We start from the raw sequence: 18,483 nt of genomic DNA, 5'->3' as shown, positions 1-18,483 counted from the left end.
AGTATGAGAATAAGTACGACCTTTATGTTTCAACAGCAGACAAAAAGCATTAGCCAAACTCAGGTTGACTGGCTTGCCGTGGGCGAACGTCTCTCATCGGGCAAACGGGTGGTTTATCCCTCTGATGACCCTATTGCTACATCGCAAGCACTAAGTATTCAACAAAACCAACGCACCCAACAACGATTTGGTATGGCCCAACAGTTTGCACAAACGACCATGGGTGCGGAAGCTGCCGTGTTCTCTTCATTAACTGATAATATTCATGCTGCGATCAGTGATGTGATCTACGGGGCAACGGGCACCTTAAATGATGAAGACAGGCAATCGGTTGCAGTAAAATTAGAAGGGGTGCGTAATCAACTATTAACGTTAGCTAACACGCAGGATAGTAGTGGTCGTTATTTATTTGCCGGGTATAACACTGCACAGCCCCCCTTTATTAAGGAGAATGGAGGAGTGGTGTATCAAGGTGGTGAGCAACCCATTGTTCAGCAAGTGGATACACAGCGGGTGATGACATTGAGTCATACGGGAAAACAGGTATTTCTTTCAGCCCCTCCTAATCCTAAGTTAGAGCCCGACGGCACATTAGGGGATACAGACCTATTTTCAGTCTTAGATAATGCGATCGCTGCACTAAAAACGCCGATGGCCGATGCCGATGACTCAACACGTGCTGCCCTGCAAGAGGCGATGAATAGCGCTAACCGTGGATTGAACAATAGTTTAAATAATATTCTGGCGTTACAGTCAGAAAACGGGACACAATTGGCTGAATTAGCATCGCTAAATACGCTAAGTGCTAGTCAAAATCTTATCGCGGAAAGTCAATTGAGTCAGTTAGTGGACGCCGATATTACGCAAACAATCTCCGAATATTATATGAAGCAGACAGCCCTACAAGCGAGTTACACGGCTTTCACTCAGATGTCGAAACTTTCTCTCTTTCAATTAAATAAATGATTGAAAAAAAACACCCGCTTCAGGCGGTAATGCCGATCAGTTAAGGATCAGTTGAACGATCCAGTGGCTGTGTAAAAATCCAGAAACGTTCTTCGTTTCTGGATTTTTTTATGCGCATTGCTCAGGCTCTTGAACTCGTTTCCTGCTACGACTCTACCCGTAACCCCCTGACTTCTCTCGGTGATGTTCTGGATCCCGAGCTCGTCTCCCGCTGTCTGGCCGAATCAGGTTCCGTTACCCTGCGTAAACGCCGTCTCCCGTTGGAAATGATGGTCTGGTGCATCATTGGCATGGCGCTCGAACGCGAAGAACCCCTCCACCAAATCGTGAACCGGCTGGATATTATGCTCCCCGGCAACCGGCCCTTCGTTGCACCCAGCGCGGTTATCCAGGCTCGTCAACGCCTGGGAAGTGATGCCGTTCGCCGCGTGTTTACCCAAACGGCGCAGCTGTGGCACAACTCCGTCACCCATCCACACTGGTGTGGTCTGACATTACTTGCGGTGGATGGTGTCGTCTGGCGCACCCAGGATACGCCAGAAAACGATACGGCCTTCCCGCGGCAGACCTATGCCGGGCAACCGGGGCTTTATCCGCAGGTGAAAATGGTCTGCCAGATGGAACTGACCAGTCATCTGCTTACGGCTGCCGCCTTCGGTACGATGAAAGAAAGCGAGTATACGTTGGCAGAAAAATTGATAGAACAAACAGGTGATAACACACTGACTTTACTCGATAAAGGCTATTACTCTCTGGGGCTGCTGAATACCTGGCATCAGGCGGGTGAGAGCCGCCACTGGATGATCCCGTTGAAAAAAGGGGCGCAGTACGAAGAGGTGCGAAAACTCGGTAAAGGCGATCATCTGATAAGGATGAAAACCAGTCCTCAGGCCCGGAAAAAGTGGCCTGATCTGGGTGAGGAAATGACGGCTCGCCTTCTGACGTTTACCCGTAAAGGCAAAGTCTGCCATCTGCTGACCTCAATGACAGATGCCATGCGGTACCCGGGGGGAGAAATGGCCGATCTCTACGGCCACCGTTGGGAAATCGAACTGGGTTATCGTGAAATTAAGCAGACGATGTTACTGAGTCGGTTAACGCTGAGAAGTAAAAAACCAGAGCTTGTCGAGCAGGAGTTATGGGGGGTATTGCTAGCCTATAATCTTGTTCGTTATCAGATGATTAAGATGTCTAAAAACCTAAAGGGTTATTGGCCGAATCAGCTAAGCTTCTCAGACTCGTGCAGTCTGGTGATGAGGATGTTGATGACGCTTCAGGGCGCATCACCGGGCCGGATCCCAGAACTGCTGCGTAATCTGGAGAGTATGGCGCAGATGGTGAAGCTGCCGATAAGAAGAGAAAGGGCCTTCCCAAGAGTGGTAAAGGAGAGACCCCGGAAGTATCCAAAAGCAGAGGGAAAAAGCCAGTCAGTTGCTTAACTGACTGGCATTACCGCTTCAGGCGGGTGTTTTTTGGATCAGCTAATCACTTAACTTGCTTTAGTCACACCAGCCGATGCCTGATGACGGGCAGCATGTGCGCCTGCAGCGCCTTTGCCGGTAAACTGGAACGCTGGGCGGACCCAATCGCTCTGTTTTGGCGGTTCTGAAACCCACGCAGGTGCTTCGGCTTTCGTGACCGGGGAAGTAGCCACTAAACGTCCAGCGGTAACGGCAGCATCTACTGTCGCTTGTACGGGTTCAGGAAGTGCTTCTGGCGTAGGCGATTCAACCTTTTCTTCGACAGCCGGTGCTGATGCAACGATAGTCTGGGCGCTTGGTGCATGCGCTTGCTGCTCTGCGACTAATGTCGGTGCGACAGTTGGCTCAACCGTAGTAGTTGTCATGTCAGCTTGCGGTGTTACTACCGCTTGCTCGACTACAGGCTCGGCAGCCGTCACTGCAAGATCATAACGAATCCACACTTTCCCTGAAGCCATTTCTGGCGCGGATGCCGCACTGCTCACGGCCATCGGTGATTGTTGTGGATAACGGTCGTCACGATAACGACGGCGACGTTGTCCACTCACTCGCAGATGGCGAGGTGAACGGCGAGAGCGTCGTGGCGCAACGTTATCTTGGTTTTCGGTTGGTGCAGGGCGTGCGACTGTCGGCTCGTTCTGAGCGTTCATCTCAACATTCTGTTCAACCTGTGGGGCGATGGTTTGCACTGGGGCAGCAACGCCATTATCGGTAACCCGAACTTTTTGTTGCAGAGCACGAGGTTGGCGGCGTGGCGTAATTTTAATCTCACGCGGCTGCTCTTCGTTACTCTCGGTCTCTTTTTGCAGCGTTTCAGAGGCTTCAGGCTTCAACGCTTCTTGTTGCTGACGACGTTCTTCTTGACGACGACGTTGACGTTCCGCACGTTGTTCACGACGCTGTTGTTCGCGTTGTTGACGAACTTCATCGCTCACTGCGTTTTCTTGACGTGGGGTACGCTCTTGACGTTGATCATTATCTGCTGAGGCTGGTTGTGCACGATTTGCCGTGCGACGATTATCCTCTTGCTGTCCATTGGACGATACGTCTTTCTGAGTTGAACGCGTCGAACGGTCGGTTCTGTCGTTACGATCGTAGCGATTTGTATTGCGGCGTTGATTGTTGCGACGATCAAATTGCTGCGTTTTTTCGTCTTTTCTTGTTGACGATTCGGCATTATTTGTCGTTTGTACGTTCGTAGCCTGAGGGGTTACTTCGGTCTCTGAACCATTGAAAAAGGCTTTAATGCCTTTAACCAGACGACTAAAGAAACAACCCGCTGTTTTTTGAGGCGTTACCGTTTCTGGTGTTGCCGAAGGTGCGGCCGACACAGGCGGCGTGTCAGGCATAACAAAGGCTGCCAGTGCAGGTTGCTCTGGACGACGACGCTCAGCGGTTTCTTCTTCTGATGGCAGTGCCATTTCAGTTTCGTGCAGTTTAGGTAAATGGTAACTGAGCGTATGCGTCTCTTCACCTTTACGTACCCGTAACACAGAATAATGAGGAGTTTGCATTTTGTCGTCAGGGACGATAACGGTTTTCACTCCGCCTTGACGGGTTTCGATCGCGTTTACGGCTGAGCGTTTTTCATTTAATAAGTAAGAAGCAACTTGCACCGGGACGATGGCATGAACTTCTTTTGTATTATCTTTTAACGCTTCTTCTTCGATCAGACGAAGGATAGAAAGTGCTAACGACTCATTGTCACGGATGGTTCCGGTGCCACTACAGCGTGGACAAACATGATGGCTAGATTCACCGAGAGAAGGGCTTAAACGTTGACGCGACATCTCCAGCAAGCCAAAGCGCGAGATATGGCTGATTTGAATACGAGCACGATCTTGGCGCACAGCGTCGCGTAATTTATTTTCCACTGCACGTTGATGGCGCGCAGGCGTCATATCGATGAAGTCGATGACAATCAGGCCACCTAAATCACGTAGACGCAGTTGACGTGCAATTTCATCGGCAGCTTCGAGGTTAGTATTGAACGCGGTCTCTTCGATATCGCCACCACGTGTAGAACGTGCTGAGTTAATATCAATAGCCGTTAAGGCTTCCGTCGTATCAATAACAATAGATCCACCGGAAGGCAGTCTCACTTCGCGTTGGAAGGCCGATTCAATCTGCGATTCAATTTGATAATGACTAAATAATGGGATCTCGCCTGAGTATAATTTAATTTTACTGGTAAAATCTGGACGACCCAGCGCGGCAATATGTTGACGTGCCAATTCTAAAACACTTGGGTTATCGATGAGAATTTCACCAATATCTTGGCGTAGGTAATCACGGAAAGCACGTACAATGACATTACTTTCTTGGTGAATTAAAAAGGGAGCCGGTCGGCTATTTGCTGCTTTTTGAATCGCTTCCCAATGCTTAAGACGGAAATTCAAATCCCACTGTAGCGATTCTGCAGATTTGCCCACGCCAGCTGTGCGGACAATGAGTCCCATACCATTAGGAATATCTAGCGAAGAGAGTGCTTCTTTTAACTCACTGCGATCATCGCCTTCAATTCGCCTTGAAATACCACCTGCCCGCGGGTTATTCGGCATTAATACTAAATAACTTCCCGCTAAACTGATAAATGTGGTTAAGGCCGCGCCTTTATTACCGCGCTCTTCTTTATCAATTTGAACAATAACTTCTTGGCCTTCACGCAGGACATCTTTGATATTTGGACGACCGTGGCCAGAATAATTATCGGGGAAATATTCGCGAGAGATTTCTTTTAACGGGAGGAAACCGTGGCGTTCAGCACCATAGTCTACAAAAGCAGCTTCTAAACTCGGTTCAATACGAGTGATTTTACCTTTATAAATATTTGCTTTTTTTTGTTCATGACCTGGACTTTCGATATCCAAATCATAGAGTTTTTGTCCATCTACTAGTGCAACACGCAACTCCTCCTGCTGAGTTGCGTTAATGAGCATTCTTTTCATTTACATATTCTCGTCATTTTCATTTTTGAAAAGCTGCGGGCATTACTGCGATGAGCGAGTTATCCGATGGCTTCGTGTCTGTAGGCAATCACGTCAGCCTCACGGCTGTCGATCGCTTAAGAAGCGCATAAAGTCGGGGAAATGTTACTAGTTACTAATTAGCTTCACAGTTCCATAGAGATCATCTCTTCCCAAAAAACGGGGAGAGGGCAATACCCCATCTCGTTCAGGCTGCAGTCCGCAGCCCGCTAAATATCTGAATCCACGTAACGTCTTATGCCATTGCAGCGTATTGTCTCTTCAGATAAAAATTCAACTTAGTTGCTTTGCGATGCAAAGTTCTGCAATCGTTGAGCCTAAGCATTATTCCATTGCTCGCCTTCATATAGCAAGGTGACTTTCGCGTTGTGAATCACTTTATTTATTATTTGAGCAATTTAACGGATAAACCTTAAAATGGCTGTTCAAAAAGAAAGCGTTATACATGTGCGTCGCCGCGATTCGTAGAATAAAACAGTAGCGATAAATCAGGAGTCTCTTTACACTTGTCACTATGAAAACAGAACATAATGGCGTACAGCTGATTGCCATCACGTCGGAACACGACGGACAGCGAATTGATAACTTTTTGCGGACTTTTTTGAAGGGTGTCCCAAAAAGTATGATTTATCGAATTTTGCGTAAAGGCGAGGTTCGTGTGAATAAAAAAAGGATCAAGCCAGAGTACAAACTGATTGCTGGAGACGAGTTGCGTATCCCACCAATTCGCACATCAAGCCGTGAAGCTCCTGAGGTATCTCCCAAACTTGAGCGCGTTGCGCAACTGGACCGTGCCATCTTATTTGAAGATGATGCGATATTAGTCCTTAATAAGCCTTCTGGTACGGCCGTTCACGGTGGCAGTGGGCTCAGTTTCGGTGTTATCGAGGGGTTACGTGCGTTACGTCCTGATGCGCGCTTTTTAGAGTTGGTTCATCGATTAGACCGCGATACTTCAGGTATTCTTTTGGTGGCGAAAAAACGTTCTGCGTTACGATCACTGCATGAACAACTCCGCGATAAAACAATGCAGAAAGATTATTTGGCGCTAGTGCGCGGCGAATGGCCATCACACGTCAAATCGGTAAAGGCGCCGTTGTTAAAGAATATTCTGCAAAGTGGTGAGCGTATTGTGAAAGTGAGTAGTGAAGGGAAGCCTTCAGAAACTCGCTTCAAGGTGGAAGAGCGTTTTGGATTTGCAACCTTAGTGAAAGCCAGTCCAGTGACTGGACGAACTCACCAAATTAGGGTGCATACGTTACATGCTGGACATCCGATTGCTTTTGACGATCGTTATGGTGTGGCCGTGTTTGACCAACAACTTACGCACACCGGATTATCGCGTCTCTTTTTACATGCGGCAGCGTTAACGTTCACCCATCCTACGACAGGCGAAACGCTTAGGGTAGAAGCACCGCTTGACCACGGACTAAAGCAATGTTTAACCGTGTTACGTCAGAAAAAGAATGCATAATTCCCAGAGGATTATTGGGTTAGCGGATTAACACCGATTTCCCGTAATATGCGTGTAAGTGCGATTAAAGGTAAGCCAATAAGTGTATTGGGGTCATCACCGGCCATTTTTTCAAATAATGTGACCCCTAGACCTTCAGATTTGAAACTCCCTGCACAATGCAACGGTTGCTCTTTATGCAGGTAGCCCCAAATTTCTGCATCGGTGAGTGAACGAAAAAAGACGTCGTAGGTTTCTAAGGACTGATACCATCGATTTTGACTGCCATCATAGACGGCTAATCCGGTGTGGAAGGTCACGCATTGCCCTGAGGAAGAACGTAACTGAGCGTAAGCCTGTTCTTCGGTATAGGGTTTGCCGAGGACTTGATTATTTAAGCTGCCTAGCTGGTCGCAGCCAATAATAATCGCATCAGGGTACGTTTCTATTAAGGCAGTGGCTTTCATTTTAGCTAAGCGCAACACTTGCGTAGCAATAGGCTCGTTTGGCTCGCCAGATTCGTCAATATCAGGACTGACAGAGAAGAAAGGAAGTCCGAGTTTGTCTAAAACAGCTTGGCGAAATGGGGACGAGGAAGCCAGTACAAGGTTATATGGCATATTTTTTTCATAATCTATAGCGAATTAGGTCAACACATCTTAAACTATCTGCCGCACTGGTTGCGAATTTCTCAGTTAAAGATGCGGGTCATTGGCCTTTTTCTTTGACTCTTTATCATTACAAAGTTAATATGCGCGCCCTATGCAAATAGTAAAATTACCTCTAACGCTGGATCTGCAACGTACTGCTCAAAAACGCCTTGATTATCAAGGTGTCTATGTGGCGGGTGCTTTAGAACGTTTAGCCGATACAGTGGTTAGTGTGGATACGGATGTTTCGTGTACGATGTCTTTTGGCATAGACAGCCAGCGCCTAGCCGTTCTTGAAGGTACGGCTGACGTAACGGTAACATTATGCTGTCAACGTTGTAATAACACGTTCACACATCCGGTCCACGTAAAATACCTCTTCAGTCCTGTTCGCAATGATGAGCAGGCAGAAGCGTTACCAGAAGATTATGAGCCGGTTGAAGTCGATGAGTTTGGCGAAGTCAATTTGCTTGCGGTGATCGAAGATGAACTTATCCTCGCGTTACCTGTCGTTCCGGTACATGATTATGAACACTGTGAAGTGTCCGACGCGGACATGGTATTTGGCGATTTGCCAGCTGAGGCAGAAAAACCAAATCCATTTGCCGTATTAGCAAGTTTAAAGCGTAAGTAATAGGAGTAAGGTCCATGGCCGTACAACAGAATAAACCAACCCGTTCCAAGCGTGGCATGCGCCGTTCACACGATGCACTGACTACGTCTGCTCTGTCCGTAGATAAAGTTTCTGGCGAAACTCATCTGCGTCACCATGTGACTGCTGACGGTTACTACCGTGGTCGCAAGGTAATTGCTAAGTAATTCTGGCCGCGAAGCTAGGTATTACTTTGACACGTGTGACCCTGGCTGTTGATGCCATGGGCGGGGACTTCGGTCCTCACGTGACAGTGCCTGCTGTATTGCAGGCACTGGGCACCTACCCCTTTCTAGAGATTTATCTTGTCGGTTTTCTCGACACCCTCCAGCCATTACTTGTCAAAGCAGATTCCTCTTTGCTTACACGTTTGCATTGTGTTAATGCTGAATCTGTTATTACCAGTGATGTTAAGCCTTCATTGGCTATTCGCCAAAGTAAAAACAGCTCTATGCGTCTTGCTCTTGAATTAGTTAAAGAGAATAAGGCTCAAGCCTGCTTGAGTGCTGGCGATACGGGGACTTTGATGGGATTGGCCCTAATGCTGCTTAAATCGCTGCCTCAAATCCGCCGTCCAGCATTAATGGGACTTTTACCCAACCCTTCTCAAGGACAGATGGTCATTTTGGACATCGGTGCAAATCTCGACGCTGACTGCGAAATGTTAGTACAGTTTGCTTTGATGGGACATGTTGTCGCTGAGCAGATGTTGGGTATCGCCACTCCCCGCATTGCCTTACTGAATGTTGGTCAAGAAGAGAGCAAAGGAAAAGAATCTATTCGTCAAGCCGCGAAAATATTACGGCAACAGAGTGCGATCCGTTATACTGGCTTTTTAGAAGGAAGCGAATTACTAACAGGTCGAGCTGATGTGGTGGTTTGTGATGGGTTCAGTGGCAATGTGGCATTGAAAACGTTAGAAGGAGCCATCCGGTTCTTTCTGCGACGAACTGAGGAAAGTCACTCAGTTTGGCGACGGCTGACCCAAACACTGTTTTCGCGTAGTACCGATAAGATTGATCCAGACAAGCACAATGGTGCCTTTTTATTAGGGTTGTCGGGCGTGGTCATTAAAAGCCATGGGGCAGCGAATCAGCAAGCCTTTTTAGCGGCGATTGAACAGTCAATATTGACCGTGCAACGGCAACTCTCACAACGAGTGGCTGGTCAATTAGCCACTGTAGTAGCCAGGAGTGACAAAACATAAATGTTTAGCAAAATTATGGGTACGGGTAGTTATCTACCTGAGCAAATCCGCACCAATGCCGATTTAGAAAAAATGGTAGACACGTCCGATGAATGGATTGTCACTCGTACCGGTATCCGTGAACGTCGTATTGCCGGTGTCGATGAAAATGTTGCCACCATGGGCTTCCATGCCGCACAAAGAGCCATTGATATGGCGGGTATTGATAAGAACGATATCGGCTTAATTATCGTTGCAACGACATCTTCCAGCCACGCTTTTCCGAGCTCTGCCTGTATGATCCAGCAGATGTTAGCGATCGCAGATTGTCCGGCTTTTGATTTAGCAGCGGCGTGTGCCGGCTTTACCTACGCGTTAAGCGTTGCTGATCAATATATTAAAAATGGTGCGGTTAAACATGCACTAGTTATCGGATCTGATGCATTAACTCGTACTTTAGACCCAGCAGACCGTGGAACGGTCATCTTATTTGGCGACGGTGCGGGTGCAGTGTTACTTGGACAAAGTGAGAGTGCGGGAATTATTTCAACGCATTTGCATGCAGACGGTAATTTTGGAAAATTGCTATCCCTCAGTTATCAAGACCGCGCACATCAAGAACAGCCCTCCTATTTAACGATGGCAGGTAATGAAGTGTTTAAGGTTGCGGTTACTGAACTTGCCCACATTGTCGAAGAAACATTGTCAGCAAATGGGATCGATCGCTCTGAACTGGATTGGTTAGTGCCTCACCAAGCCAATCTACGTATTATCAGCGCCACAGCTAAAAAATTACAGATGGGGATGGACAAAGTTGTTGTCACCCTCGACCGCCACGGTAATACCTCTGCGGCATCTGTGCCGACTGCACTGGATGAAGCCGTGCGTGATGGGCGAATTCAACGGGGGCAACTGATTTTATTAGAAGCCTTTGGTGGTGGTTTCACTTGGGGCTCTGCCCTGGTTCGTTTTTGATTGACAGGTATCTTTATGACACACTTTGCTTTTGTTTTTCCGGGTCAAGGTTCACAGACGGTAGGTATGTTGGCGGAGTTAGCCGCTGAGTATCCGATTATCGCAGCCACTTATGCTGAAGCATCAGAGGCCTTAGGTTATGACCTTTGGCAATTGGTGCAGCAAGGCCCTGCTGAAGAACTTAATAAGACTTGGCAAACCCAGCCTGCGTTACTCGCGGCATCTGTCGCGCTATTCCGTTTATGGGAGCAACAAGGTGGCGAAAAGCCTGCGTTGTTAGCAGGACACAGCTTAGGGGAATACTCGGCGTTAGTTTGCGCGGGTGTGATTGGCTTTGCTGACGCGATCCGTTTAGTTGAACTGCGTGGCAAATTGATGCAAGAAGCCGTGCCAGAGGGTACTGGTGCGATGCAGGCGATTATTGGTCTTGATGATGCAGCCATTCGCCAAGCCTGTGAAGAGAGTGCACAAGGACAGGTAGTTTCCCCTGTAAACTTCAATTCCCCGGGACAAGTTGTTATTGCGGGCAACAAAGAAGCGGTTGAACGCGCTGGCGCTGCATGTAAAGCGGCAGGGGCGAAAAGAGCATTACCTCTTCCAGTAAGCGTACCTTCGCATTGTGCATTGATGAAGCCAGCAGCAGAAAAATTAGCGTTGGCCTTGAGTGAGATCACTTTTCATCAACCAAAAATCGCAGTGGTGAACAATGTTGATGTAAAATGCGAGACGGATGCAACAGCAATTCGTGAAGCACTTGTCCGTCAACTTTATAGTCCGGTTCGCTGGACCGAGAGTGTGCAATATATTGCCGCGCAGGGCGTGACACAGTTAATGGAAGTAGGCCCAGGTAAAGTATTGACAGGACTGACAAAACGAATCGTTGATACGTTGTCGGCGTCAGCGATCAACGATCCTGCTGCATTGAGTGCAGCATTGATTAAAGAATAAGAGGAAAAACATGAACTTCAATGGTAAAATCGCGCTCGTTACGGGTGCCAGTCGTGGTATTGGCCGCGCAATCGCTGAAAAATTAGTGGCAGGTGGTGCTACGGTCATTGGTACTGCAACCAGCGATAATGGTGCTGAAGCTATCAGTGCTTACCTTGGGGATAAGGGCAAAGGACTGGTTTTGAATGTCACAGATGCGGCATCAATTGATGCGCTATTACAACAAATTCGTACAGAATTTGGTGAAATTGACATTTTAGTTAATAATGCAGGCGTAACTCGTGATAACCTATTAATGCGCATGAAGGATGATGAGTGGCAGGATATTCTTGACACGAACCTGACATCTGTTTTTAAACTATCAAAAGCAGTCTTGCGTGCCATGATGAAAAAACGCATGGGAAGAATCATTACCATTGGTTCGGTTGTCGGAACAATGGGTAATGCGGGCCAAGCTAACTACGCTGCTGCAAAGGCGGGGTTGATTGGTTTTAGCAAATCACTGGCGCGAGAAGTTGCGTCACGTGGTATTACTGTGAACGTTGTGGCACCAGGTTTCATTGAAACTGACATGACGCGAGCACTGAATGAAGATCAACGCTCTGGTATTTTGGCAGAAGTTCCTGCTGCCCGTTTAGGGGAGCCTCAGGAAGTTGCTAACGCTGTGGCCTTCCTCGCCTCTGACGAAGCAAGTTACATCACTGGTGAAACTTTGCACGTTAATGGTGGGATGTACATGGTCTGATCTGCTGCAAATTAATATTTTTGCGATTTTTTGTGCAAAAAATACTAATTTGTGGTCAGAAAAGCAGGGAAGTAGTTGCATCTTTTTAAACATTTTATAAACTACGAAAACCGTCGCATTAGCGAGTTTTGATAGGAAATTAAATAGTATGAGCGATATCGAACAACGCGTTAAGAAAATCATTGCCGAGCAACTGGGTGTTAAAGAAGATGAAGTGATCAACTCTGCTTCTTTCGTAGAAGACCTGGGTGCTGATTCTCTTGACACCGTTGAGCTTGTAATGGCTCTGGAAGAAGAGTTTGATACTGAGATTCCAGACGAAGAAGCTGAGAAAATCACTACCGTACAGGCAGCGATCGATTACATCAATAGCCATCAGGGCTAATGAACACCTTCAGGCGGTCACTCGACCGCCTGAGTTTTATTCCGTCCCAAGAAAAATAATTATTCCCCTCCCTGGAGGACGAACGTGTCTAAGCGTCGTGTAGTTGTGACTGGTCTTGGCATGTTGTCTCCTGTCGGCAATACAGTAGAGTCTACCTGGAATTCTCTCCTAGCCGGTCAGAGCGGCATCAACCTGATTGACCATTTTGATACTAGTTCTTATGCAACGCATTTTGCAGGATTAGTGAAAGATTTTAATTGTGATGAGATTATCTCGCGTAAAGAACAGCGTAAAATGGATATGTTTATTCAATACGGTGTAGTTGCGGGAGTCCAAGCATTGCAAGACTCTGGAATTGAAGTAACCGAGCAAAATGCCCATCGTATTGGTGCAGCGATTGGTTCGGGGATTGGTGGACTAGGTCTCATTGAAGAAAACCACGCAGCGTTAGCCAAAGGTGGACCACGTAAAATCAGTCCATTTTTTGTTCCTAGCACCATTGTGAATATGGTTGCAGGCCACCTAACCATTATGCATGGCCTAAAAGGCCCCAGTATTTGTATTGCAACGGCATGTACTTCAGGTGTTCATAACATTGGCCATGCTGCACGTATGATCGCTTATAACGACGCTGACGTGATGATTGCCGGTGGTGCAGAAAAGGGCAGTACACCATTAGGAGTAGGCGGCTTTGGGGCTGCACGCGCACTCTCAACGCGAAACGATAATCCGCAAGCGGCCAGTCGCCCTTGGGACAAAGATCGCGATGGGTTTGTACTCGGTGATGGTGCGGGAGTGCTGGTTCTCGAAGAGTATGAGCATGCAAAAGCCCGTGGTGCAAAAATTTACGCTGAACTCGTTGGCTTTGGAATGAGCAGTGATGCTTATCACATGACCTCCCCGCCTGAAAATGGTGAGGGTGCCGCGCGATCAATGCAGAATGCATTGATCGATGCAAAGCTCAATGCGAGTGATATTGGCTATATTAATGCCCATGGAACCTCCACGCCTGCGGGTGATTTAGCAGAGTGTCAAGCGGTTAAATCGGTATTTGGTCATGAAACTAAGGTAATGGTCAGCTCGACAAAGTCGATGACGGGGCATTTATTAGGGGCAGCGGGTGCGGTAGAGTCCATTTATTCGATTCTCGCTCTGCGTGACCAAGCGATTCCACCGACCTTGAATCTGGATAATCCTGATGCAGGGTGCGATTTAGATTTTGTTCCCCACACTGCACGTCAAGTGACAGGATTAGAGTACGCGTTGTGTAACTCTTTTGGGTTTGGTGGTACTAACGGCTCATTGATTTTCCGTAAAGTCTAAGTTGTAAATAGTTTAAAAAGCCCGTTTACGGGCTTTTTTTTTGCCAAAGATGGGGCGTAACGTATGCAGTTAATCAATGGCGTTTACACTATACAGCTTTCTAGTCTCGATAGAGGACTACAATTTGGTGATGGCTGCTTTACTACAGCACAGGTCAAAAATGGCCAAGTCTGCCATCTGGCGCTACACCTTGCTCGATTACAAAGAGATAGCCAGCGCTTAGGGATCCACTTTGAGTTATGGTCTTTATTAAGGCAAGAAATTGAGACCTTTGTGAAGAATACCGACTCGGGAGTGGTTAAAATTATTTTAACAAGAGGAGTAGGGGGACGCGGATACAGTTCTCTCGGTTGTAACGCAACGCAACGCATCCTTTCCTTAGCCCCTTATCCTAGCCATTACCGTGATTGGCAACAGCAGGGCGTGTCTTTAGTGACCAGCCCAGTGAATTTGGGGATGAATCCAAATCTCGCGGGGATAAAACATTTAAATCGACTCGAGCAGGTGTTGATCAAACAACATCTTGATGCTGAGCATGGCCAAGAGGCATTAGTCCTTGATTACCAGAAAAATATAGTTGAATGCTGCGCAGCTAATATTATTTGGCGTCGGGGTAACAGACTCTATACTCCAGCGTTAGTTAATGCCGGTGTGGAAGGCATAATGAAAGGGTTAGTTATTGAAGCCTTACACACAGCAGGGTACCATTGCAGCGAGGTCACACAGCCGCGTGAAGTGCTTGAGCACGCTGATGAAGTGATTATATGTAATGCATTAATGCCAGTGCTTCCTGTAACCCGCATCGACCAGTGGCAGTATCAACCCGGTAACGTAATGGCAACCCTTATTCAATTAGGATTCACTGCGAGTTAAGTTATGCAGAAAAAAAGTAAAGGCCTCTTTGGCTTGGTAGTCTTATGTGTGATTTTGGCGGCAACAGGTCTGTGGCAGGTCAAACGTTTTGCGGCACACCCCTTATTAATTCAACAAGAAACTTACTATACCCTACCGGCTGGAGCAGGCCGCGTTGTCTTAGAGCAACAACTTGAATCACAACATATTGTTCCGGGTAGTCCGTGGTTTGGATGGTTATTAAAAATTGAACCTGATCTCGCAAAATTTAAGGCGGGCACATATCGGTTAACGCCAGGTATGAATGTACGTCAATTACTGCTGTTGCTGGCAAGCGGTAAAGAGGCACAATTTCCGATCCGTTTTGTGGAAGGTCAACGTATAGAAGATTGGCTGAAAACCTTGCGTGATGCACCGTGGATAACGCATCAGTTAAGCGATGATCAACTGAGTACCGTGGCGAAAGCTCTCGCTATGCAGCCTTCCGAATTGGAGGGGGGATTTTACCCGGATACTTATTATTACACCGCGAAACGGACAGATATTAGCTTATTGAAGCAAGCACGTACCCGTATGGTGCAATTACAACAAAAAATTTGGGCGAATCGAGATCCCGATTTACCGTATAACGATCTCAATCAATTAGTCACTATGGCATCGATTATTGAAAAAGAGACAGCGATACCTGATGAGCGGGGTAAAGTCGCCTCGGTGTTTGTCAATCGCCTTCGCAAAGGGATGCGTTTGCAAACAGATCCGACGGTTATCTACGGTTTAGGCAGTGACTACAAAGGGACACTTACCCGAGAAGATTTAGTCAAGCCGACTGCCTACAATACCTATGTGATTCCTGCACTTCCGCCAGGCCCAATTGCTATCCCAAGTCGAGCCTCGTTAGAAGCGGCGGCACATCCTGAGAAGAGCGACCTATTGTACTTCGTTGCAAACGGTCAAGGTGGACATACCTTTACCTCAACGTTGGCTAATCATAATCAGGCTGTAAAAGCATGGCGTAAAGTTGAAAGTGAGCGAAAAACCAGTGAAAAGTAAGTTTATTGTGATTGAGGGCCTAGAGGGGGCGGGCAAAACATCCGTTCGCCATCATGTCGTGGAAGAGCTGAATGCACAGGGAATTACTGACATTGTTTTTACACGTGAGCCAGGTGGTACGCCATTAGCCGAAGCCTTACGGAATTTAGTAAAAGAAGGCGTAGAAGGGGAGAATATAACCCCTAATGCCGAGCTACTACTTCTGTATGCCGCACGCGTACAACTGGTTGAGACGGTAATAAAACCAGCGTTAGCGAGAGGTGCGTGGGTCATTGGTGATCGTCACGATTTATCTTCACAAGCTTATCAGGGCGCTGGGCGAGGGTTAGATAGCACGGCGATGATGACAATCAAGCAGGCAGTATTGGGTGATTTTTCTCCGGATATGACATTATACCTTGATGTGACACCAGAAATTGGACTCCTTCGCGCGCGTCAGCGCGGAGAGCTTGATCGTATTGAACAAGAATCATTAGCTTTTTTTCATCGAGTCCATCAGCGTTATCGCGAACTGGCTGCTGCTGATCCGACTATTTTAATTATTGACGCAACCCAGCCTCAGCAACAGGTTCAACAGGCGGTTAAGGTGCGCTTGCGTGAATGGCTCAAGGAACAGCCGTAATGCAGTGGTTTCCCTGGCTGACACCGTACTATAAGCAAATTATCCAGCAGCACCAGATTGGACACGCCCATCCCGCACTGTTGTTACAGGCGCACGCAGGGATGGGGGTTGACGCATTGGTCTGGGGGATTGCGCGGTGGCTACTGTGTGAAACGCCCCAGGAACATAAGGCTTGTGGTCATTGTCATGGCTGTCAGCTTATGTTGGCCGATAATCATCCTGACTGGTATCCCCTTGCAGTAGAAAAAGGGAAAAACATTATTGGGATTGATGTGGTACGCGAAACCTGTGAAAAAATTTGGCACTCACCGCAACAAGGTGGTGCACGCGTTATTTGGATTGAAAATGCTCAGCAACTTTCTGAATCTGCGGTAAATGCATTGCTTAAAACCGTAGAAGAGCCGCCGGCGAATTGTTGGTTTCTGTTTAGTACCCCACAAGCTAGTCAACTGCCCGCAACATTACGAAGCCGTTGTGTACAAGTCACGCTGACTCCTCCGAATGAAGCACAGGGCTTGGCATGGTTAGCTCGTGAGCATCCACTTCCTCAGCCCGAATTACAGACGGCATTACGCTTATCGGGGGGAGCGCCTGCACAAGCGCTGGCATTCATCGAATCCCCACGTTGGCAGGAACGTAGTGCACTGGCTGAGGCATTACAATCAGCGTTACCACAGCAACCGATGCTGCTCCTTCCATTATTGGTGGGTGAAGCATGCACTGAAAAAATTTATTGGCTAATGGCTTACTTACTTGATGCCTTAAAATTACAGCGTGGCGGCGCTGCGTGGCTTACCCACATAGAGAATCAGGCAGCCAGTCAATATCTTAGCACCCTTATGGATGAACTGAGTTTACAGGCAATACTTAGGCAATGGCGAGAGTGCCACACTTTGTTAACGCAGACACCGCAAGTGAATGCTGAACTTGTGGTCAGCGATGCCTTGTTAGTCTGGGAAACGGCATTACAAAAATAATCTTTTTGTTATCGAGATAATTATGTTTTTAGTAGATTCGCATTGCCATGTTGATGGCTTAGATTATGAAAAAGAGCATCAAAACCTAGCGGAAGTGATTGAGAAAGCGGCTGCGCGTGACGTGCGCTTTATGTTGGCTGTCTCCACAACCCTGAGTCAATTCCCGGCGCTACAACGCTTAACAGCTGATTTTGACCAAATTGCGCTGTCATGTGGGGTTCACCCTCTTAATCTTGATGATAATTGGGATGTAGAGCGTTTGCACCAGCTGGCAAGTGACCCGAAGGTGGTGGCACTCGGTGAGACTGGGCTCGACTATTTTTATCATAAAACACCGGAGCTTTGGGCTATTCAGCAACAGGCTTTTCGTGAACATCTGCAAGTGGCGTGTAAACTCAATAAACCCGTCATTGTGCATACACGCGATGCCCGTGAAGATACTGTTCGGTTACTGGCTGAAGAGCACGTTGATCGCTGTGGGGGGGTGTTGCACTGTTTTACCGAAGATCGCGAGACGGCGAAGCAATTATTAGATCTTGGGATGTATATCTCATTTTCAGGAATTTTGACCTTTAAGAATGCTGAACAAATCCGTGAAGCTGCTCGTTTCGTCCCTCTTGATCGAATTCTTGTCGAAACCGACTCGCCTTATCTCGCACCGGTTCCTTACCGTGGTAAAGCGAACCAACCGGCCTATACTCGTGACGTCGCGGAATACTTAGCGGTGGTGAAAGGGGTAACGGTTGATCAGGTTGCAGAGCAAACAACGGAAAACTTTGCTAAATTATTTAATATTGCTGGCGAGCGACTCGCTCTATCATAAGATGACTGACCGTGAACAACGGGAATAATTAAAGGAATGATTTAATATGGCAGAAGAAACGATTTTCAGTAAAATTATTCGCGATGAAATTCCAGCACAAAAATTGTATCAGGACGACCTGGTGACGGCATTTCGTGATATTTCACCTCAAGCGCCGAGTCATATATTGATTATCCCTAACGTGCTTATTCCAACCATGAATGATGTAGCCCCTGAACATGAATTAGCATTAGGCCGCATGATGACCGTTGCGGCTAAACTTGCCCAGCAAGAAGGGATTGCTGATGATGGATACCGACTGATTATTAATTGTAATCAACACGGTGGCCAAGAGGTGTACCATATTCATATGCACCTGTTAGGTGGAAAACCTCTCGGGCCGATGCTTTCACGCTAAAACGAGGGACG

Annotated in this window: 19 protein-coding genes; 17 read left to right on the top strand and 2 right to left on the bottom strand. The window is 47.3% G+C overall.

What is annotated here, in order from left to right; translation table 11 throughout:
* Window positions 1–3 precede the first annotated feature (3 nt).
* Together flgL and HGT73_RS04365 are read left to right on the top strand one after the other, a co-directional pair.
* Window positions 4–966 (top strand): flagellar hook-associated protein FlgL, encoded by a 963-nt coding sequence (gene flgL, locus HGT73_RS04370; protein WP_214212428.1) that lies wholly within the window; start codon window positions 4–6, stop codon window positions 964–966.
* A gap of 110 nt (window positions 967–1,076) precedes the next feature.
* Entirely contained in the window at window positions 1,077–2,405 is a 1,329-nt protein-coding gene (locus tag HGT73_RS04365; protein WP_214212427.1) for an IS4 family transposase, read from the top strand.
* A gap of 50 nt (window positions 2,406–2,455) precedes the next feature.
* Here HGT73_RS04365 and rne read toward each other — a convergent pair whose 3' ends face one another.
* Window positions 2,456–5,395 carry a ribonuclease E gene (rne, locus tag HGT73_RS04360; RefSeq protein ID WP_214212426.1) on the bottom strand — a complete coding sequence of 980 codons (2,940 nt, stop codon included), beginning with the start codon at window positions 5,393–5,395 and terminating at the stop codon, window positions 2,456–2,458.
* A 553-nt stretch (window positions 5,396–5,948) separates the two neighbouring features.
* Between rne and rluC the strand changes: the two genes are divergently transcribed.
* Window positions 5,949–6,908 carry a 23S rRNA pseudouridine(955/2504/2580) synthase RluC gene (gene rluC / locus HGT73_RS04355; RefSeq protein ID WP_214212425.1) on the top strand — a complete coding sequence of 320 codons (960 nt, stop codon included), beginning with the start codon at window positions 5,949–5,951 and terminating at the stop codon, window positions 6,906–6,908.
* Between the two features lie 11 nt (window positions 6,909–6,919).
* Here the strand turns inward: rluC and HGT73_RS04350 are convergent, their stop codons facing one another.
* Window positions 6,920–7,507 carry a Maf family protein gene (locus tag HGT73_RS04350; RefSeq protein WP_214212424.1) on the bottom strand — a complete coding sequence of 196 codons (588 nt, stop codon included), beginning with the start codon at window positions 7,505–7,507 and terminating at the stop codon, window positions 6,920–6,922.
* A 142-nt stretch (window positions 7,508–7,649) separates the two neighbouring features.
* Here HGT73_RS04350 and yceD point away from each other — a divergent pair, with 142 nt between their 5' ends.
* The 14 genes from yceD to hinT all read left to right on the top strand — a co-directional run bounded on the left by yceD (window position 7,650) and on the right by hinT (window position 18,472).
* Window positions 7,650–8,171: a 23S rRNA accumulation protein YceD gene (gene yceD, locus HGT73_RS04345; RefSeq protein ID WP_214212423.1), complete on the top strand. Its 522-nt coding sequence runs from the start codon at window positions 7,650–7,652 to the stop codon at window positions 8,169–8,171.
* Window positions 8,172–8,185: 14 nt separating this feature from the next.
* Window positions 8,186–8,356 (top strand): 50S ribosomal protein L32, encoded by a 171-nt coding sequence (gene rpmF, locus HGT73_RS04340; protein ID WP_048911991.1) that lies wholly within the window; start codon window positions 8,186–8,188, stop codon window positions 8,354–8,356.
* A gap of 26 nt (window positions 8,357–8,382) precedes the next feature.
* Window positions 8,383–9,396 (top strand): phosphate acyltransferase PlsX, encoded by a 1,014-nt coding sequence (plsX, locus tag HGT73_RS04335; protein WP_214212422.1) that lies wholly within the window; start codon window positions 8,383–8,385, stop codon window positions 9,394–9,396.
* Window positions 9,397–10,350: a beta-ketoacyl-ACP synthase III gene (locus HGT73_RS04330; RefSeq protein ID WP_214212421.1), complete on the top strand. Its 954-nt coding sequence runs from the start codon at window positions 9,397–9,399 to the stop codon at window positions 10,348–10,350. It begins immediately after the preceding gene.
* Between the two features lie 15 nt (window positions 10,351–10,365).
* Window positions 10,366–11,298 (top strand): ACP S-malonyltransferase, encoded by a 933-nt coding sequence (gene fabD, locus HGT73_RS04325; RefSeq protein ID WP_214212420.1) that lies wholly within the window; start codon window positions 10,366–10,368, stop codon window positions 11,296–11,298.
* A 10-nt stretch (window positions 11,299–11,308) separates the two neighbouring features.
* A complete protein-coding gene (gene fabG, locus HGT73_RS04320; RefSeq protein WP_214212419.1) occupies window positions 11,309–12,043 on the top strand; it encodes a 3-oxoacyl-ACP reductase FabG in 735 nt (244 codons plus the stop codon).
* A gap of 148 nt (window positions 12,044–12,191) precedes the next feature.
* Entirely contained in the window at window positions 12,192–12,428 is a 237-nt protein-coding gene (gene acpP, locus HGT73_RS04315) for an acyl carrier protein (RefSeq protein WP_028685983.1), read from the top strand.
* 84 nt (window positions 12,429–12,512) lie between these two features.
* Window positions 12,513–13,751, top strand: a complete 1,239-nt coding sequence (gene fabF, locus HGT73_RS04310; protein WP_214212418.1) for a beta-ketoacyl-ACP synthase II — start codon at window positions 12,513–12,515, stop codon at window positions 13,749–13,751.
* A 63-nt stretch (window positions 13,752–13,814) separates the two neighbouring features.
* Window positions 13,815–14,624 (top strand): aminodeoxychorismate lyase, encoded by an 810-nt coding sequence (pabC, locus tag HGT73_RS04305; protein ID WP_214212417.1) that lies wholly within the window; start codon window positions 13,815–13,817, stop codon window positions 14,622–14,624.
* Window positions 14,625–14,627: 3 nt separating this feature from the next.
* On the top strand, window positions 14,628–15,653 hold the full coding sequence (gene mltG, locus HGT73_RS04300) for an endolytic transglycosylase MltG (protein ID WP_214212416.1): 1,026 nt from the start codon (window positions 14,628–14,630) through the stop codon (window positions 15,651–15,653).
* On the top strand, window positions 15,643–16,275 hold the full coding sequence (gene tmk, locus HGT73_RS04295; protein ID WP_214212415.1) for a dTMP kinase: 633 nt from the start codon (window positions 15,643–15,645) through the stop codon (window positions 16,273–16,275). The genes mltG and tmk overlap by 11 nt, the downstream gene beginning before the upstream one ends.
* Window positions 16,254–17,252: a DNA polymerase III subunit delta' gene (gene holB, locus HGT73_RS04290; protein ID WP_244968437.1), complete on the top strand. Its 999-nt coding sequence runs from the start codon at window positions 16,254–16,256 to the stop codon at window positions 17,250–17,252. Before tmk ends, holB begins: the two co-directional genes overlap by 22 nt.
* A gap of 22 nt (window positions 17,253–17,274) precedes the next feature.
* Window positions 17,275–18,075, top strand: a complete 801-nt coding sequence (locus tag HGT73_RS04285; RefSeq protein ID WP_214212414.1) for a YchF/TatD family DNA exonuclease — start codon at window positions 17,275–17,277, stop codon at window positions 18,073–18,075.
* Window positions 18,076–18,121: 46 nt separating this feature from the next.
* On the top strand, window positions 18,122–18,472 hold the full coding sequence (gene hinT, locus HGT73_RS04280; RefSeq protein WP_214212413.1) for a purine nucleoside phosphoramidase: 351 nt from the start codon (window positions 18,122–18,124) through the stop codon (window positions 18,470–18,472).
* The last annotated feature ends 11 nt before the right edge of the window (window positions 18,473–18,483 follow it).

It is taken from the genome of Rosenbergiella australiborealis (assembly GCF_018494035.1).
Lineage (GTDB): Bacteria > Pseudomonadota > Gammaproteobacteria > Enterobacterales > Enterobacteriaceae > Rosenbergiella > Rosenbergiella australiborealis.
Note: the sequence above shows the minus strand (reverse complement) of the source record. Positions and strands in the feature narration are given on the sequence as shown.

Coding starts and splice junctions, on each gene's coding strand:
- fabD (WP_214212420.1), top strand. CDS start 10,366: ATGACACACTTTGCTTTTGTTTTTCCGGGTCAAGGTTCACAGACGGTA.
- HGT73_RS04350 (WP_214212424.1), bottom strand. CDS start 7,507: ATGCCATATAACCTTGTACTGGCTTCCTCGTCCCCATTTCGCCAAGCT.
- rpmF (WP_048911991.1), top strand. CDS start 8,186: ATGGCCGTACAACAGAATAAACCAACCCGTTCCAAGCGTGGCATGCGC.
- hinT (WP_214212413.1), top strand. CDS start 18,122: ATGGCAGAAGAAACGATTTTCAGTAAAATTATTCGCGATGAAATTCCA.
- pabC (WP_214212417.1), top strand. CDS start 13,815: ATGCAGTTAATCAATGGCGTTTACACTATACAGCTTTCTAGTCTCGAT.
- holB (WP_244968437.1), top strand. CDS start 16,254: ATGGCTCAAGGAACAGCCGTAATGCAGTGGTTTCCCTGGCTGACACCG.
- yceD (WP_214212423.1), top strand. CDS start 7,650: ATGCAAATAGTAAAATTACCTCTAACGCTGGATCTGCAACGTACTGCT.
- fabG (WP_214212419.1), top strand. CDS start 11,309: ATGAACTTCAATGGTAAAATCGCGCTCGTTACGGGTGCCAGTCGTGGT.
- HGT73_RS04285 (WP_214212414.1), top strand. CDS start 17,275: ATGTTTTTAGTAGATTCGCATTGCCATGTTGATGGCTTAGATTATGAA.
- flgL (WP_214212428.1), top strand. CDS start 4: ATGAGAATAAGTACGACCTTTATGTTTCAACAGCAGACAAAAAGCATT.
- HGT73_RS04330 (WP_214212421.1), top strand. CDS start 9,397: ATGTTTAGCAAAATTATGGGTACGGGTAGTTATCTACCTGAGCAAATC.
- mltG (WP_214212416.1), top strand. CDS start 14,628: ATGCAGAAAAAAAGTAAAGGCCTCTTTGGCTTGGTAGTCTTATGTGTG.
- rne (WP_214212426.1), bottom strand. CDS start 5,395: ATGAAAAGAATGCTCATTAACGCAACTCAGCAGGAGGAGTTGCGTGTT.
- rluC (WP_214212425.1), top strand. CDS start 5,949: ATGAAAACAGAACATAATGGCGTACAGCTGATTGCCATCACGTCGGAA.
- HGT73_RS04365 (WP_214212427.1), top strand. CDS start 1,077: ATGCGCATTGCTCAGGCTCTTGAACTCGTTTCCTGCTACGACTCTACC.
- acpP (WP_028685983.1), top strand. CDS start 12,192: ATGAGCGATATCGAACAACGCGTTAAGAAAATCATTGCCGAGCAACTG.